Below are 15,044 nucleotides of genomic sequence, written 5' to 3' on the forward strand. Positions count from 1 at the left end.
CCGCTCGCGCTTCGCGCGATCGACCCTCCCCCTCCAGGGGAGGGGAAGAGCGGGACCTACAGCTCCACCACCACGTAATCGCTGTCGACGCTGACCGGGATCGTCTCCGCGACATACGGCCCCTTCACCACGCTCGCGCCGGGCTCGACATGGGCCGGATAGGCCTTCACGCGGAAGCGGCGGGGGTCGCAATAGGACTGACCGGTGCGGATGTCGAACTCCCAGCCGTGCCAGGGGCAGCGGATGATCTCGCCCAACTTGGTGTATTCGATCTCGCCGGGCTCGCTCGACTGCGCGAGCCCGATCAACGGGCCCTCGCACAAAGCCGCGCCCTGATGCGGGCAGCGGTTCATCAGGCCGAAATACTCGCCCTTGATGTTGAAGACCGCGATCGGCCGGCCGTCGATCTCCAGGAATTTTCGCGTGCCGGGCGGAAGCTCGTCGACCGGCGCAATCACGTGTCTTGCCATCAGGAAATTCTTGCCATCAGGAAATGCCGTACAGTTTCTTGGCGTTGCCGAGATAAAACGCCTCGCGATTGGCTTCGCTGACGCCCGCCGGCAGCACGCGCGACGGCTCGTCATAGTCCCAATGCGGATAGTCGGTGGCGAACAGCAGGCGGTCCCAGCCGATCCATTTGATGACGTCGAACAGATCCTCGCGCCGCTCCGGATCTTCCATCGGCTGCGTGGTCCACCACACCTGCTCGCGGATATATTCCGACGGCGGACGCTTCACATGCGGCACTTCGCTGCGCAGCCGCTGCCAGGCCTTGTCGAGCCGCCACGCCAGCGACGGCGCCCAGCCGAAGCCGGCCTCGATCATCACCATCTTCAGTTTCGGGAAGCGCTCGAACACGCCTTCCAGCACAAGGCTCGCCAGCGCCGATTGCTGGCATTGCGAGTGCCCCACCATCTCCTCGATGTAATAGGACGGCCAGCCCGACGGCGTGATCGGGTTGCCGCCGAAGCCGAAGGCATGGACGCCGACAGGAAGGCCGGCTTCCTCCGCGGCCTGATAGATCGGCCAATAGCGGCGCTGGCCGAGCGGCTCGACATTGCGGCTGAGCAGCAGCACCTGCACGAAGTTCTTGTCGCCGGCACGCTCGCGGATTTCAGCCGCAGCCGAGAGGCCATCCTCATTGCCGACGACGATGGACGCCTTCAGCCGCTTATCCCTGCTGGTCCATTTGTCGATCTGCCAGTCGTTGATCGCCGAGCATAGCGCCGCCGAGAGCTCGTGATTGCGGATGCCCTGTCCGGTGTTGAGCGGATTGAGCACGCCGAGCTGCACGTTGTTGGGGTCGAGCAGCTGCTTCTGCATGAAGGAGAGCGAGGAGCCCTGCGGCCCGCCTTCCGGCGGATAGGCGTCGCGGCGCGAGGCGTTGGGCTGCGCCTTGGGATAAGGCGGGCCTTCCATCATGCCCTGATAGGCATGGACGCCGTAGACTTCGAGATGATGCTGCCAGCGTTTGGCGAGATAGGGATAGAGCTCGGTGCGGGTGGCGCGTGCCGGATGGATGTCGCAGTCCGCGATCGCGGCTTTGACGGTCAGTGGGGAAGCGGCTTCTTGGTTCTCGCGGAACTGGATATTCATCGCCTTGCCTCCTTTGGCAGCGGGCTCATTTCAGGCGGGGATAGGTCGCATACGGATTGTCGATCATGATCTTGCGCACGAGATCGGGGGACAGACCTTCGGGCAGCGCGTCCTGGCCGTCGAACTGCCAGTGCGGATAGTCCGTGGAGAATAGGACCAATTGATCGGACTGCATATGATCAAACAGGCGATTTAATGTCGCCTCATCTGGCGGTGCATCAAATGGCTGTAATGAGAAGCGGATGTTGCTGCGCACAATGTCCAGCGGCGCGCGATCGACCCACGGGGTTTCCATCCGCACGCCCCGCCAGAACTTGTGCAGGCGCCAGAGATAGGGCGAGATCCAGGACACGCCGGATTCCAGCATCACCATTTTCAGCCGCGGATATTTGGCGAATACGCCCTCGACGATGAGGCTGGTGAGCTGGGTCTGGAACGCCTGGGCCTGACCGACATAATCCTCGATGTGGTAGGAGCCCCACCCCACCGCGGTCGGTGGATTGTGATAGGCGGAACCGGCGTGGATGCCGATCGGTAGTTCCAGGCGCTCCGCAGCCTCATAGATCGGCCACAGGGCGCGTTTGCCGAGCGGGGTGTCGCCCATGACCAGCATCAGCACCTGAACGAAGCGCTTGTCCTTCGCGCAGCGCTCGATCTCGGCGACGGCTTTCTCGATGCTTTGCACCGGGATCACGATCGAGCCGCGCAGCCGTGTGTCACGATCGAGCCATTCCTTCGCGAGCCAGTCGTTCAGCGCGCGGCAGAAGGCGGCCTGCATGTCCTCGGAAAACACCATCTGCACGCCGTAGAGCGGATTGCAGATCGCGAACTTGAACTGGAAGGGATCGAGCACATGACGCTGCATGTCCTCCAGATTTTCGCCGGGCTTTCCCGTTTCGGGGCGCCAGTCCGGCCGTGCCGTGATCGGCGAATTCTGCGGGTAGGATTGCGAGACGAGATCGACCATGCCGCGCGTCGTCACCTGATCGCGCCAATAGTCGTTCAGGTAGGGCAGCAGGCTGGTCAGATGCGGCACGGCCGGATGCACGTCGCAATCAATGCCGCCGGCGATCAGGGACGCCATCACGTTTCCCTTCTCACGTTTCCTCGCTCGTCTCTTCTTGTACCCACATTCAAGCAGGCCTGCCCGCCGCCCGCAACTCGGCCAAGCGTCCTGCCATATGCTAGGAAGGCTGAGCTCGGTTGCGAAGGAATGGGGGTTGCGGAATGAAAGAGCTCGTCGGCATCGCGAAACAGGTCGCCGCCAGATTGATCGCGCGCAAACAGACCATTGCGGTGGCGGAATCCTCCACCGGCGGCCTGATCGCGGCCAGCCTGCTCGCGGTGCCCGGCGCCTCCGCCTACTTCCTCGGCGGCGCGGTGGTTTACACCCGCGATGCCAGGCGTGTGCTGATGGATATTTCGGACGAAGGAATGAAGGGCTTTCGCTCCTCGTCGGAACCTTACGCGCAGCTGCTGGCCGATCAGATGCGAACACGCTTTGGCAGCGACTGGGGCCTGTCCGAGACCGGCGCCGCCGGCCCCACCGGCAACCGCTACGGCGACGCCGCCGGTCATAGCTGCATGGCGGTTGCAGGACCTGCGTCGGAGGTGATGACGCTGGAGACGGGTGGCAATGACCGGTTCGGCAACATGCAGGTGTTTGCGGCGACGGCGCTGAAACTATTGCTGCGGAAGCTGGAGGGGTGATGGTGGTATCCCTCGCAGCGATCACGCTTTCAATACCGTCATCCTGAGGTGCGAGACACGTGGCGCAACGCGCCACGTGGAGAGCCTCGAAGGATGAACGGCCGAGGTGCAGCGGGGCCGTCGCCCTTCGAGGCTCGCCGAAGAGGCGAGCACCTCAGGGTGACGGTGAGAGATTGGCGTTCGCGGTTACGTACAATCTCATCGCCTCAGATGCCGCATGAAGATCCGCACCACATAGCCCTGGACCCGCGGCCCCTCGTCGTAAACATCCGACGCGATCCGCTCGATGGTCTCGCGCAGCGACAGGAACTGCGCCTGCCGCGCGCTGCTTTCGGTACCCTGCATGCCCGCGAGCTCGTCCATCGCAGCGTCGCTGATCTGGCACTGCACGACCTCGTCGTCATTGAGCATGGTGAAGCGAAAGGCCAGCCGTTCGAGGTCATGGCCGATGATCCTGTCGCGCGTCAGCGGCATCAAGTCGTCCCAGTCGAGCCCCGCGCCGGACAATGCTGAAAATCGCACCGATTGTCAGCAGCAAAGCGCTGCTGCGCCCTACTGGAACGCGACTTCGGCAAAACTGCGGAGTTTGCGCGAATGCAGCCGCTCCGATTCCTGCTGCTTGAGCCGCTCCAGCGCCTTCAGGCCGATCTCGAGGTGCTGGCCGACGCGGCGGCGGTAAAATTCGCTGGCCATGCCAGCGAGCTTGATCTCACCGTGCAGCGGCTTGTCGGAGACGCAGAGCAGCGTGCCGTAGGGCACGCGGAAGCGATAGCCGTTGGCGGCGATCGCAGCCGATTCCATATCGAGCGCCACCGCGCGCGACTGCGACAGACGGCGGATCACCTCGGGGCCCGAGATCTCCCAATTGCGGTTGTCGACGCTGGCGACGGTGCCGGTGCGCATCAGGCGCTTCAGCTCGAAACCTTCGAGGCCGGTGACATCCTCGACGGCCTCTTCGAGCGCGACCTGCATCTCGGCCAGCGCCGGGATCGGCACCCACAGCGGCAATTCGCCGTCGAGCACATGATCCTCGCGCACATAGCCGTGTGCGAGCACGTAGTCGCCGAGCCGCTGCGTATTGCGCAGGCCTGCGCAATGGCCAAGCATGAGCCAGGCGTGCGGGCGCAGCACGGCGACGTGGTCGGTGACGTTGCGCGCGTTGGACGGGCCGGTGCCGATGTTGATCAGCGTGATGCCGCGATAGCCGGGCGCGACCAGATGGAAGGCCGGCATGTTCGGTGTACGCGCCGGTCCCGCTCCCGTCGTGTGTCCACCATTGCGCGTGATGACATTGCCGGGCGCGACAAACGCTTCGAGCCCGGCTTCGCCCGACTGAAGCCGCTGCTGACAGAGCTCCGCGAAAGCATCGACATAGAACTGGTAGTTGGTGAAGATCACAAAATTCTGGAAATGCTCGGGATCGGTGCCGGTGTAGTGATAGAGCCGGCGCAGCGAGTAATCGACCCGGGCGGCCCGAAACAGCGACAGCGGCTCGGGCGCGCCGGGCCGCAATTCAAAGGTGCCGTCGGCGATGGAATCGTCCATGGTGGCGAGATCCGGCACGTCGAACGCGTCGCGCAGCGACCGCGCCACGGGCGAGTTCTCGCTGGTGGTGATGGCAGCCTCGATATTGATGTCGCGGCGATAGGCGAAGTGGATCGGGATCGGCTCGGCGGACTCGCCGATTTCGACGGGCACGCCGTGATTCTGGATCAGCAATCCGATCTGTTCGACGAGATAGCTGCGGAACAGATCCGGCCGCGTGACGCTGGTTTCGTGCACGCCGGGCCCGGCGACGAAGCCATAAGCCAGCCGCGAATCCAGCCGCGCATGCGTCGCGGTGGTGAGGCGCACGAAGGGATAATAGGCCCTCACCCGCGTCGTGATCGCCTCACCGCTGACGTAAGCTTCGAATCGATCGCGCAGGAACTTGGTGTTGCGCTCGTAGATCTCTTCGAGGCGGCCCACGGCCGCGGACGCGTCAGAGAAGGATTTGGTGGCGATGGGGGCTGGGGATTGCATGATTCGACCGCCGGATTGATGGGCTTGAGTCGAACTATAGCAAAGAAGGCAGTGCCGTAGGGTGGGCAAAGCGAAGCGTGCCCACCATGTGCTCATTGAGCTAAAGATGGTGGGCACGGCGCTTTGCGCCTTTGCCCACCCTGCGAGAGCGAGTGTGTGGCCCGAGATCCCGGATGCGCGCTAAGCGCGCTCCGGGATGACGCGCTTTCGCGCGTCATTTCTCGCGGAACGCGCGCATCAGCTGGTCGTGCAGCGGCTTCATCAGATAGGACAGCATGGTGCGGTCACCGGTCTGGACGAAGGCTTCCACGGGCATGCCGGGAATCATCTTGACGTCGCCGAGACGGGCGATCTCTTCGGCCGGCATCGAGACGCGGATGGTGTAGTAGCTCTGGCCGGTGCGCTGGTCGGTGGTGACGTCCGGCGAGACGCGGCTGACGAGGCCGTTGAGCTCCGGCGTGGTGCGCTGGTTGAACGCGGAGAGGCGCAGCAGCGTCTTCTGGCCGATCTGGAGCTTGTCGATATCGACCGGATTGACCTTGGCCTCGACCTGGAGATCGTCGGCCTGCGGCACGATCAGCATCAAGGTGTCGCCGGCGGTGACGACGCCGCCGACCGTGTGCACCGTCGATTGCAGCACCATGCCATCCTGCGGCGCACGGATGTCGACACGGCGAAGCTGGTCCTCGGCGGCGACCTTGCGCTCGATCAGTTCCCCGATCTTGTCGTTGGTCTCGCGCAGGTCCTTGGAGACCTCGCTCACCACGTCCTTGTCGACCTGGATGATCTGCAGCTCGGTCTCGGTGATCTTGCCCTTGGCCTGGGCGCGCGAAGCGATGTACTGCGCGCGCTCGCCGTTGAGACGGGCCGAGTCGCGCTCGAGCTGGGTCAGGCGCGAGAGCTGCACCAGACGCTTGTCGTAGAGGTCCCGCACGCCGGTGAGCTCGTTCTGCACCAGCGCGATCTCCTGGTCCTTGGCCTTCTCCTGGGCGCTGAGACCCGCAATCTCCTCGTTGAGCTGGGTGATGCGCTCGCGCAGCTGGGCCTTCTGTCCGGTGCGGCCGTTGACGCGGACGTCGAACAGCTTGGTTTCGGCGGACAGCAGCAGCTTGACGTCGGGATCGCCGGCGCGATCCAGCAGGGCTTGCGGAAATTCGATGCTGTCCACACCGCGCTGCTCGGCCTGCAAGCGCGCCGCGCGGGCCTGCGCGGCGTCGAGATTCTTGGTGACGATGGCAAGGTTCGCCTTGGTGACGGTGTCATCGAGCCGCACCACGATGTCGCCTGACTTGACCAGATCGCCGTCGCGGGCGCGCACCTCGCCGACCACGCCGCCGGTCGGATGCTGCACCTTCTTGACGTTGGATTCGACCACGATCTGGCCCGGCGCGATCAGCGCGCCCGAGATCAGCACGGTCGAGGCCCAGCCGCCGAGACCGACGACCAGCACCAGCACGATGCCAAGTCCGAGCAGGAGGTGGAACTTGATGGATTCGCGCACGGTCCTCTTTGCGGCGGGCTTCGGCCCGCCGATCGCCATCGTGCTCATGGTTTGGCCACTCCGCCTTCGCTGACGATCTTGATCGGTGCCGGCGGCGTCACCCGCGGCTGTAGCACCTGGGCGAGCACCTGTTCCTTCGGCCCGAATGCCTGCATGCGGCCGTCGCGCAGCACCAGCACCTGGTCGACCGCCTCAACGCCGATCGGACGGTGCGCCACCACGACGACGATGGCGCCGCGCTCGCGCGCGGCGCGGACGGCGCGGGTCAGCGCCTCGTCGCCTTCGGTGTCGAGATTGGAGTTGGGCTCGTCGAGCACGATCAGGAAGGGGTTGCCATAGAGCGCGCGCGCCAGCGCCACGCGCTGCGCCTGGCCGGCGGAGAGCGCGGTGCCCTGCTCGCCGACTTGCGTGTTGTAGCCCTCGCGCATCTTGATGATCATCTCGTGCACGCCGGCTTCCTTCGCTGCCGCGATGATGACCTCAGAGGTCGCCTCGGGATCGAACCGGCTGATGTTCTGCGCGATGGTGCCGCCGAACAATTCGACGTCCTGCGGCAGATAGCCGATGTGCCGGCCGAGCATGTCGGACGACCATTGATCGAGCGCTGCACCGTCGAGCCGCACCTTGCCGCGCACCGGCTGCCAAACGCCGACCAGCGCGCGGATCAGCGACGACTTGCCGGAACCGCTCGGACCGATCACGCCAAGGCCGTTGCCCGCGGCGAGCGCGAAGGTGATGTCCTGAACGATGAGGCGCTGATCACCGGGCGCCACCATGGCGACGCCTTCGACCGAGAGCCGGCTCGTCGGCGCCTGCAATTGGGTCGGCATCGGCCGCGCCGGCATTTGCTCCAGCAGGCGGGTGAGGCGGTGCCAGCTCTGGCGCGCCGCGACGAAGGATTTCCAATGCGCGATGGCGAGATCGACCGGCGCCAGCGCGCGGGCGGAGAGGATCGAGCCGGCGATGATGATGCCGGCGGTCGCTTCCTGGTGGATGACGAGATAGGCGCCGACCGCGAGCACGGCCGATTGCAGCATCATGCGCAGCACCTTTGCGACCGCGCCGAGACCGCCGGCGACGTCGCTCGCACGCTGATTGCCGGCGAGATATTTTTCGTTGGCCTCGCTCCAGCGCTGGTTCATCCGGCCGGTCATGCCCATCGACACCATGACTTCGGCGTTGCGGCGGCTGGACTGGGCGAGATCGTTGCGCTGGGCGGCAAGGCCCATCGCCTCCTTCGCCGGCTGACGGGACATGAACTCGGTGACCAGCGTCAGGCCGACCAGGATGATGGCGCCGACCAAGGCGGTGACACCGATCATGACGTGGAAGGCGAAGCAGATGGCGAGATACAGCGGCAGCCAGGGCAGATCGAAGAACGCGCTCGGGCCCATGCCGCCGAGGAAGGAGCGGACGTTGTCGAGATCACGCAGCGGCTGCAGGCCCTCGTTGCGGCTGCCGACCAGCAGCGGCAGGCGCACGATGGTGTCGAACACGCGCTTGTTGAGGGCCTCGTCCAGCGCGGTGCCGATCCGGCCCAGGATCCGGTTGCGGATCATGTCGAGCACGCCCTGCGCCATATAGAGGAAGCTGGCGAGGATGATCAGGCCGACCAGGGTCGGAACGCTGCGGCTCGGCAGCACGCGGTCGTAGACCTCCAGCATGAAGATCGACCCGGTCAGATAGAGCAGGTTGATCATACAGCTCATCAAGCCGACGCCGACGAACGCCGTGCGACACGCGCGCAAGGCGTCCCCGAGCTCTGAACGGCGGACGCCAGGACCGGCTGCCATCAGTCTGATCTCTTTCAGGTGGGGGCCAAAGCCCCTGATTTCACTGTTAATTCAGGGTACGCGCCCCGAATTAACATCATGTTGGCGCTGCGTCCAACGCGGGCCGGGTCCATCCGGAGCCCGTAGGCCACATCTACCCCTGACGGCCCTGCACGCAAGTCCGGTATTTCACAGTCTTTGCGGCTTTTTGGTGCTAGGCGACCGCCCCTCACCGAGCGCAGGGAGAGGCGGTCAGTTCCGATCGATCAAACCGGCCGGTCGCTAGAGCCGGCCGCCGCCGCGCACCAGCCGCACCACCAAGAGCAGGATCACCGCGCCGATGGCGGAATAGACGATCTCGGAGACCAGGCCGGTGCCGAGGCGGATGCCCAGCTTTGGAAACAGCAGGCTCGCCACCAACGCACCGCAGATGCCGATCACGATGTCGCCGATGATGCCGAACCCGGCGCCCCGCACGATCTTGCCGGCCAGCCAGCCGGCGACGAGCCCGACGAACAGGATGACAAGCAGGCCTTCATTGGAAATGTGCATCGGTAAGGTCCCTCTCCTTTAATGCCCGGCATGGAACGGGAACCGGGATGAATGGGGTCTGAATGCAGGGCGGATGAAAAATGCGAAAACAACCCCATGCACAGTAGAAGGGCGCCTGCGGGCCGCGCGCTGTGAAGTGTGACAAGTCGGTGTCGTGTTGGGGGAATTTTGGAGATGCACGCGCGGTGCTCTTAACCTCTCCCCGTAAGAACGGGGCGAGGGAGCGCACCGACGCCGGGGCGGCAATTCGCCGACTACGTCGCCGCCACCGGCTCCGCCAGCACGCACCGCGCCGCACGACCCGGCCCGACGTCCACATTCGCCGGCAATTGCTCCAGGCAGCGCGGCTCGGCGAGCTTGCAGCGGGGGGCGAAGGAGCAGTTGTGGGGCTGTTCGGCCAGCGAGGGCGGCGTGCCGGGGATGGTCTCTAACCGCTGCCCCCGCCTGGCACCGTGGATGGTCGAGGCGAGCAGGCCCTTGGCGTAGGGATGCATGGGGGTGCGGACGATGTCACGCAGCGTGCCCTGCTCCACGATCTGGCCGGCATACATCACCGCGACGCGGTCGCAAATCTCGATCGCCACACCAATGTCGTGGGTGACGAAGATCACGGACATGCCGAACTCGCGCTGCAGCTCGCGGAGCAACAGCAGGATCTGGATCTGCACGGTGGCATCGAGCGCGGTGGTCGGCTCGTCCGCCAGCAGGATTTTGGGACGGCAGGTTAGCGCCAGCGCGATCATCGCGCGTTGGCGCATGCCGCCCGACATCTCGTGCGGGTAGGCGTCGAGCCGGCGTTTCGCCGAGGGGATGCGCACGACCTCGAGCATTTCGAGTGCGCGTGCCCTGCCCTCCGCAAAGCTCTTGCCTTCGTGGCGGACGACGCTTTCGGCGATCTGCGCGCCGATGGTGTAGACCGGATCGAGCGCGAGCGCCGGCTCCTGGAAGATCATCGAGACGGTCTGGCCGCGGAAGGATGACAATTCCTCGTCATTCATGGCGAGCACGTCGCGGCCCATGACGTTGACCTTGCCCGATATCTGCGTGCGCTTCTTCGGCAGCAGCCGCATCAGCGCACGCAGGGTCACGCTCTTGCCCGAACCGGATTCGCCGAGCAGGCCCAGCACCTCGCCGTCGCCCAGCGACAGACTGAGGTCGTTCACGGCGTAGACCGTGCGTTCGCCGGTGAAGCGGATGTTGAGGCCTGAGATCTCGACGAGCTTTGTCATGACGGCAATTTCGGCAATCGATCGTGATAGTCGGTGACGCGCTGGAAGGCCGCGCCGATGGTCAGCAGGGTCGCTTCATCGAAGGAACGTCCGATCAGCTGCATGCCGACCGGCAGGCCGCTCTTGGTGAAGCCGGAAGGCACGGTGAGCGACGGCAGGCCCAGGAAATTCACCGGGCGGGTGAACAGCGTCAGCCGCTGCAGCAGCGCCGGGGCGTTCGGGCCGCCGCCGACATCGCTCTCCTCGATGGTCGGTGCCGGCACCGGCGAGGCCGGCGCGATCACCGCATCGACGCCTGCCGTCGCGGCGTTGTGGGCAGCGAGTGCGGGGCCGCGCCAGCGCATCGCCTCGAGATAGGTGATGGCGGGAACGGCGAGGCCGTTCTGCAGCCGCATCAGCACCTGCGCGCCATAATCCTGAGGACGCTCGATCATCCATCGCTTGTGGAAGGCGGCGGCTTCCGCGGCGAGCACGAGCTGGCTCGCCGAAGACAATTGCCGCTGGTCCGGCAGCTCGACCTTGACGATGTCGGCCCCTTCGCGCTTGAACACCGCGATGGTCTCGTCGAGCACGCGCGCGACCTCGCTGTCGAGATCGTCGACATAGAAGGACGCGGGCACGCCGATCTTCAGGCCCTTCAGCGACCCCTTCGTGGCCCCGACATAGTCGGACAACGGCTCGTGGCTGCAGGTGGCATCGGCGGGGTCGGCGCCGGCCATCAAAGCCAGCAGCAGCGCGCAGTCCTCGGCCGTGCGGGCGAGCGGGCCGACAGTGTCGAGCGATTGCGACAGCGGCATCGCACCGGCGCGACTGACGCGGCCGACGGTGGTCTTGAGTCCGGTCACGCCGCAGAAATGCGCCGGCATACGGATCGAGCCGCCGGTGTCCGAGCCGAGCGCGGCATAGGTCAGCCGCGCCGCGACCGCCGAGCCCGATCCCGAGGACGAGCCCCCAGTGATATGCGCGACGTTCCAGGGATTGCGCACCGGACCATAATGATGGTTATGCCCGGTCGGGCCGTAGGCGAATTCAGCAAGATGCAGCGTACCCAAGCGAACCTGGCCGGCGTCCTTCAGCCGCTGCAAGGCGGTGGACGTCACGGTCGGCACGAAATCGCGGCGGATCAGCGAGCCACAGGTCGCGACATGACCGGCGTCGTAATACATGTCCTTGTGTGCGAGCGGCACGCCATGCAGGCGGCCACGGACATTGCCCTTGGCAAGCTCGGCATCGGCAGCTTCCGCCGCCTTCAGCGCGGGCTCTGCCTCGACCGACATGAAAGCGTTGAGATGCGGCTGCCACTGCGCAATACGATGCAGCAGCGCGCGCGTCACCTCATGCGAGGACACCTGCTTCATCGCGATCGCGCGCGCGACCTCGCTGAGCGTCATCAATGCGGGTTCAAGGCTCATTTCGACACCTTCGCGGCTTGCGCGATCGGATAGAGCGCCGGCTCGAGGTCGAACGGCAGCGTGCCGGCAATGGCGGCAAAGCCTTCGAAGGCAGGTCCGATGGAGCTGGAGATGCGGGTCGCGATCTCGTCATCCACGGGAACGCCGGCGATTTGCGCGATCGGCTTGATCTCTTTCGGTGTCGGTCTCGTCATGCGGTTGTCTCCCTCGGCGCGCGGCTATGGCCAGAACCCGGAATGGCCATGTAGCAAGCGGCCTCGTGGCCCATCTTATCGAGCGCCGTGAGCTTTGGTGCCGCATTTGCGCAGAGCGGCTCCGCAAACGCGCAGCGGGTGTGGAAACGGCAGCCCGGGGGCGGATCGATCGGATTGGGCGGATCGCCCGTGATCGGCGGTTTTTCGGTGCGTCTGTCAGGGTCCGAGGACGGCATCGCCGCCAGCAGCGCGCGGGTGTAGGGATGCGCGGGGCTGTCCCAGACCTGATCGACCGGGCCGAGCTCGACGACCTCGCCGAGATACATCACCAGCACGCGGTCGGAGATGTAGCGGACGACGTTGAGGTCGTGGCTGATGAAGAGATAAGTGAGGCCGAACTCGCGCTTCAGATCCGCCAATAGATTGAGCACCTGCGCCTCGACGGATTTGTCGAGCGCGGAGACGGCTTCGTCCAGAATCACCAGCCGCGGCGACAGCGCCAGTGCGCGCGCGATATTGACGCGCTGACGCTGGCCGCCGGAAATCTCGTGCGGATAACGGTTGGCGAAATTTTCGGGGCGCAGCCCGACCTTGCCGAGCAGTTCCCGCGCCAGCGTCCGGGCGGCGCCATCGGCCATGCCGTGGACCTTGGGACCGAAGGCGATGGACTCCTCGATCGTCAGGCGCGGATTGAGCGAGGCGTAGGAGTCCTGGAACACCATCTGCATGCCGCGGCGCAGCTCACGCAAGGAAAGCGACTGTCCCACGGTCATGCCGTCATAGATGATGTCGCCATCATCGCGCGGCATCAGATGCATCAGAAGGCGCGCAGTGGTGGACTTGCCGCAACCGGACTCGCCGACGATGCCGACAGTCTCGCCCTTGGCGACGGCAAAGGAGACGTTGTCGACGGCGCGCACGGTGCGCTTGGCGGCGAACAGCCCGCCCCGCACTGGGAAGTGCTTGGTCAGGCCGTTGACCTGCAGCAGCGGCTGCGCGAGCCCGCCGACGTCCTCGACCGGCTCCAGCATTTCGACGGATGTGTTGCTCTCGCTCATGGCCTAGTTCCTGATGTCCATGGCACTGCGCAGACCGTCCGAGAGCAGATTGAAGCAGATCGAGACCGCGAAGATCATCGCGCCCGGCAGCGCCGCGACCCAGGGATTGACGTAGATCGCGGTGCGCAAGGTGTTCAGCATCAATCCCCATTCCGGCTCCGGCGGCTTGGTGCCGAGACCGAGGAAGGAGAGACCCGCGGCCAAGATCATCGAGACCGAAATCAGGCTCGTCGCATAGACGAAGATCGCGCCCAGCACATTGCCGAGAATGTGCACGCGCATGATGGTGAAGGGGCCGGCGCCGGAGGCACGCGCGGCCTCGACGAAATCCATGTTGCGCACGCCCGTGGTGACGCTTTCGGCGACGCGGGTGATCTGCGGCACGAACACGACCGTGAGCGACACGATCGAGTTGAGAATACCGGCGCCGAGCGCGCCGGAGATTGCGATCGCGAGCAGCACGGAGGGAAAGGCGTAGAACACGTCGATCGTGCGCATGATCGCCGTGTTGAGCCGGCCGCCGACATAGCCGGCGACCAGGCCGAGCGAGGTCCCGATGCAGAAGGCAAGGATCACGGGCAGGATACCGATGACGAGCGACAGCCGGCCGCCATAGACGAGACGCGCGAGCATGTCGCGACCGAGCTCGTCGGTGCCGAGCGGATAGCCGGTGGTGCCGATGTGACGCAGGCGACGGATCATCGAACCCTTGTAGGGGTCTTCGAGACCGAGCCACGGCGCGAGGATGGCGGAGAGGAAGATCAGCAGCAGAACGAACGCACAGACCATGCTGACCTTGTCGCGGGTGATGCGGCGGCCGACGGTCGCCCAATAGCCGCGCGCCCTGGTCGCGGGCGCAGCCTGCAGCGCGGCATCGGCGGTGGCGGACAGAGGGAGCTCGCTCATCCCGTCAGCCCCGCTTGATGCGCGGGTCGATCGCGGCTTGCGCGATATCGACCAGCAGATTGAGGAAGACGAAGAACAGCGCCAGGATCAGGATCGTGCCCTGCAGCAGCGGCAGGTCGCGCTGGAAGATCGCGGAGTTGAGCAGGAAGCCCGACCCCGGCCAGGAGAATACGGTCTCGATCAGGATCGAGCCGCCGAGCATATAGCCCAACTGCAGACCCATGACCGCCAGTGCGGTGGGCGCGGCGTTCTTGATGACGTGGCGGAACACGCCGCGCTCATGCAGGCCCTTGGCACGCAGGGCTTCGACAAAGTCCTGGCTGAGAATGTCGCCGGTCAGCGCGCGCACGGTGCGGGTGACGATACCCATGGGAATCACCGAGGTCGTGATCGCCGGCAGCACCAGATATTTCAGATGCGCCCAATCCCAGGCCCAGGAGTTTGAGCCGTTGGGGCCGGCGCCGACCGCGGGCAGCCAGTTCAGCTGCACCGAGAAGATGATGACCAGCACCATGCCGAGCCAGTAATGCGGCACCGACACGCCGGCGATGGCGAAGGAGGTCGCAACCTTGTCGATCCAGGTCTCGCGGAAATAGCCGGCGATCAGGCCGAGCAGGATGCCCATGGTGAAGCCGATGATGGCGGCGGCAATCGCCAGCGTGACGGTGTTGCCGACCGCGCGCATGACCTCGGCGAGCACGGGACGCCCGGTCGCGATGGAATTGCCGAGATCGCCATGAAGGGCACGGAGCAGCCACAGCCCGAACTGCACCGGCAACGGCCGATCGAATCCGTAGGCGGTACGCAGCTGCGCCGCCAGCTCCTGCGACGCATCGGCAGGGAGCACGGCAACGAGCGGATCGCCCGGCGTGATGTGCACGAGCAGGAAGCACACCAGCGCGACGCTGATGACGATCGGGACGACATAGACGATGCGTCTGGCGATATAGGCGAGCACGGGTCTTCTTTTTTCTTCCTTCTCCCCTTGTGGGAGAAGGTGGCGCGAAGCGCCGGATGAGGGATATCTATCCGCGGTTACAGCATTACCGAATGAACGAAAGGGTCGCTCGCGGAAGGAGACCCCTCACCCGG

At 65.3% G+C, this 15,044-nt stretch carries 15 protein-coding genes; 1 reads left to right on the forward strand and 14 read right to left on the reverse strand.

Annotated features, from left to right (window positions below):
• Positions 1 to 56: 56 nt before the first annotated feature.
• From Q0743_RS05725 to Q0743_RS05735, 3 genes are read right to left on the reverse strand one after another with little or no spacing between them, the layout of a single operon-like run.
• Positions 57 to 470: a Rieske (2Fe-2S) protein gene (locus tag Q0743_RS05725; RefSeq protein ID WP_298240610.1), complete on the reverse strand. Its 414-nt coding sequence runs from the start codon at positions 468 to 470 to the stop codon at positions 57 to 59.
• A 16-nt stretch (positions 471 to 486) separates the two neighbouring features.
• Positions 487 to 1,596: an amidohydrolase family protein gene (locus Q0743_RS05730; RefSeq protein ID WP_298240611.1), complete on the reverse strand. Its 1,110-nt coding sequence runs from the start codon at positions 1,594 to 1,596 to the stop codon at positions 487 to 489.
• Positions 1,597 to 1,621: 25 nt separating this feature from the next.
• Complete coding sequence (locus tag Q0743_RS05735) at positions 1,622 to 2,680, reverse strand: amidohydrolase family protein (protein ID WP_298240612.1); 1,059 nt, start codon at positions 2,678 to 2,680, stop codon at positions 1,622 to 1,624.
• Between the two features lie 143 nt (positions 2,681 to 2,823).
• Here Q0743_RS05735 and Q0743_RS05740 point away from each other — a divergent pair, with 143 nt between their 5' ends.
• Positions 2,824 to 3,306 (forward strand): CinA family protein, encoded by a 483-nt coding sequence (locus Q0743_RS05740; RefSeq protein ID WP_298240613.1) that lies wholly within the window; start codon positions 2,824 to 2,826, stop codon positions 3,304 to 3,306.
• A 198-nt stretch (positions 3,307 to 3,504) separates the two neighbouring features.
• On the opposite strand, the gene Q0743_RS05745 is transcribed toward Q0743_RS05740, so the two are convergent.
• From Q0743_RS05745 to Q0743_RS05795, 11 genes are all read right to left on the reverse strand, one after another.
• Positions 3,505 to 3,828, reverse strand: coding sequence for a DUF1488 family protein (locus Q0743_RS05745; RefSeq protein WP_298240614.1), 324 nt, complete (start codon positions 3,826 to 3,828; stop codon positions 3,505 to 3,507).
• Between the two features lie 30 nt (positions 3,829 to 3,858).
• Positions 3,859 to 5,328: an AMP nucleosidase gene (locus Q0743_RS05750; protein WP_298240615.1), complete on the reverse strand. Its 1,470-nt coding sequence runs from the start codon at positions 5,326 to 5,328 to the stop codon at positions 3,859 to 3,861.
• Positions 5,329 to 5,542: 214 nt separating this feature from the next.
• Positions 5,543 to 6,877, reverse strand: a complete 1,335-nt coding sequence (locus Q0743_RS05755; protein WP_298240616.1) for an HlyD family type I secretion periplasmic adaptor subunit — start codon at positions 6,875 to 6,877, stop codon at positions 5,543 to 5,545.
• Positions 6,874 to 8,622 (reverse strand): type I secretion system permease/ATPase, encoded by a 1,749-nt coding sequence (locus tag Q0743_RS05760; protein WP_298240617.1) that lies wholly within the window; start codon positions 8,620 to 8,622, stop codon positions 6,874 to 6,876. Before Q0743_RS05760 ends, Q0743_RS05755 begins: the two co-directional genes overlap by 4 nt.
• Positions 8,623 to 8,883: 261 nt before the next feature.
• Positions 8,884 to 9,153 carry a GlsB/YeaQ/YmgE family stress response membrane protein gene (locus tag Q0743_RS05765; protein WP_194404584.1) on the reverse strand — a complete coding sequence of 90 codons (270 nt, stop codon included), beginning with the start codon at positions 9,151 to 9,153 and terminating at the stop codon, positions 8,884 to 8,886.
• 254 nt (positions 9,154 to 9,407) lie between these two features.
• Positions 9,408 to 10,382: an ABC transporter ATP-binding protein gene (locus Q0743_RS05770; protein WP_298240618.1), complete on the reverse strand. Its 975-nt coding sequence runs from the start codon at positions 10,380 to 10,382 to the stop codon at positions 9,408 to 9,410.
• Positions 10,379 to 11,794 carry an amidase gene (locus tag Q0743_RS05775; RefSeq protein WP_298240619.1) on the reverse strand — a complete coding sequence of 472 codons (1,416 nt, stop codon included), beginning with the start codon at positions 11,792 to 11,794 and terminating at the stop codon, positions 10,379 to 10,381. Before Q0743_RS05775 ends, Q0743_RS05770 begins: the two co-directional genes overlap by 4 nt.
• Entirely contained in the window at positions 11,791 to 11,988 is a 198-nt protein-coding gene (locus Q0743_RS05780) for a hypothetical protein (protein WP_298240620.1), read from the reverse strand. The genes Q0743_RS05775 and Q0743_RS05780 overlap by 4 nt, the downstream gene beginning before the upstream one ends.
• Positions 11,985 to 13,046, reverse strand: coding sequence for an ABC transporter ATP-binding protein (locus Q0743_RS05785; RefSeq protein WP_298240621.1), 1,062 nt, complete (start codon positions 13,044 to 13,046; stop codon positions 11,985 to 11,987). The genes Q0743_RS05780 and Q0743_RS05785 overlap by 4 nt, the downstream gene beginning before the upstream one ends.
• A 3-nt stretch (positions 13,047 to 13,049) precedes the next feature.
• Positions 13,050 to 13,952: an ABC transporter permease gene (locus tag Q0743_RS05790; RefSeq protein ID WP_298240622.1), complete on the reverse strand. Its 903-nt coding sequence runs from the start codon at positions 13,950 to 13,952 to the stop codon at positions 13,050 to 13,052.
• A gap of 4 nt (positions 13,953 to 13,956) precedes the next feature.
• On the reverse strand, positions 13,957 to 14,910 hold the full coding sequence (locus Q0743_RS05795) for an ABC transporter permease (protein ID WP_246919844.1): 954 nt from the start codon (positions 14,908 to 14,910) through the stop codon (positions 13,957 to 13,959).
• Between the last annotated feature and the right edge of the window lie 134 nt (positions 14,911 to 15,044).

The sequence above is a fragment of the uncultured Bradyrhizobium sp. genome, assembly GCF_936943645.1.
Lineage (GTDB): Bacteria > Pseudomonadota > Alphaproteobacteria > Rhizobiales > Xanthobacteraceae > Bradyrhizobium.

Coding starts and splice junctions, on each gene's coding strand:
- Q0743_RS05725 (WP_298240610.1), bottom strand. CDS start 470: ATGGCAAGACACGTGATTGCGCCGGTCGACGAGCTTCCGCCCGGCACG.
- Q0743_RS05730 (WP_298240611.1), bottom strand. CDS start 1,596: ATGAATATCCAGTTCCGCGAGAACCAAGAAGCCGCTTCCCCACTGACC.
- Q0743_RS05735 (WP_298240612.1), bottom strand. CDS start 2,680: ATGGCGTCCCTGATCGCCGGCGGCATTGATTGCGACGTGCATCCGGCC.
- Q0743_RS05740 (WP_298240613.1), top strand. CDS start 2,824: ATGAAAGAGCTCGTCGGCATCGCGAAACAGGTCGCCGCCAGATTGATC.
- Q0743_RS05750 (WP_298240615.1), bottom strand. CDS start 5,328: ATGCAATCCCCAGCCCCCATCGCCACCAAATCCTTCTCTGACGCGTCC.
- Q0743_RS05755 (WP_298240616.1), bottom strand. CDS start 6,877: ATGAGCACGATGGCGATCGGCGGGCCGAAGCCCGCCGCAAAGAGGACC.
- Q0743_RS05760 (WP_298240617.1), bottom strand. CDS start 8,622: ATGGCAGCCGGTCCTGGCGTCCGCCGTTCAGAGCTCGGGGACGCCTTG.
- Q0743_RS05765 (WP_194404584.1), bottom strand. CDS start 9,153: ATGCACATTTCCAATGAAGGCCTGCTTGTCATCCTGTTCGTCGGGCTC.
- Q0743_RS05770 (WP_298240618.1), bottom strand. CDS start 10,382: ATGACAAAGCTCGTCGAGATCTCAGGCCTCAACATCCGCTTCACCGGC.
- Q0743_RS05775 (WP_298240619.1), bottom strand. CDS start 11,794: ATGAGCCTTGAACCCGCATTGATGACGCTCAGCGAGGTCGCGCGCGCG.
- Q0743_RS05780 (WP_298240620.1), bottom strand. CDS start 11,988: ATGACGAGACCGACACCGAAAGAGATCAAGCCGATCGCGCAAATCGCC.
- Q0743_RS05785 (WP_298240621.1), bottom strand. CDS start 13,046: ATGAGCGAGAGCAACACATCCGTCGAAATGCTGGAGCCGGTCGAGGAC.
- Q0743_RS05790 (WP_298240622.1), bottom strand. CDS start 13,952: ATGAGCGAGCTCCCTCTGTCCGCCACCGCCGATGCCGCGCTGCAGGCT.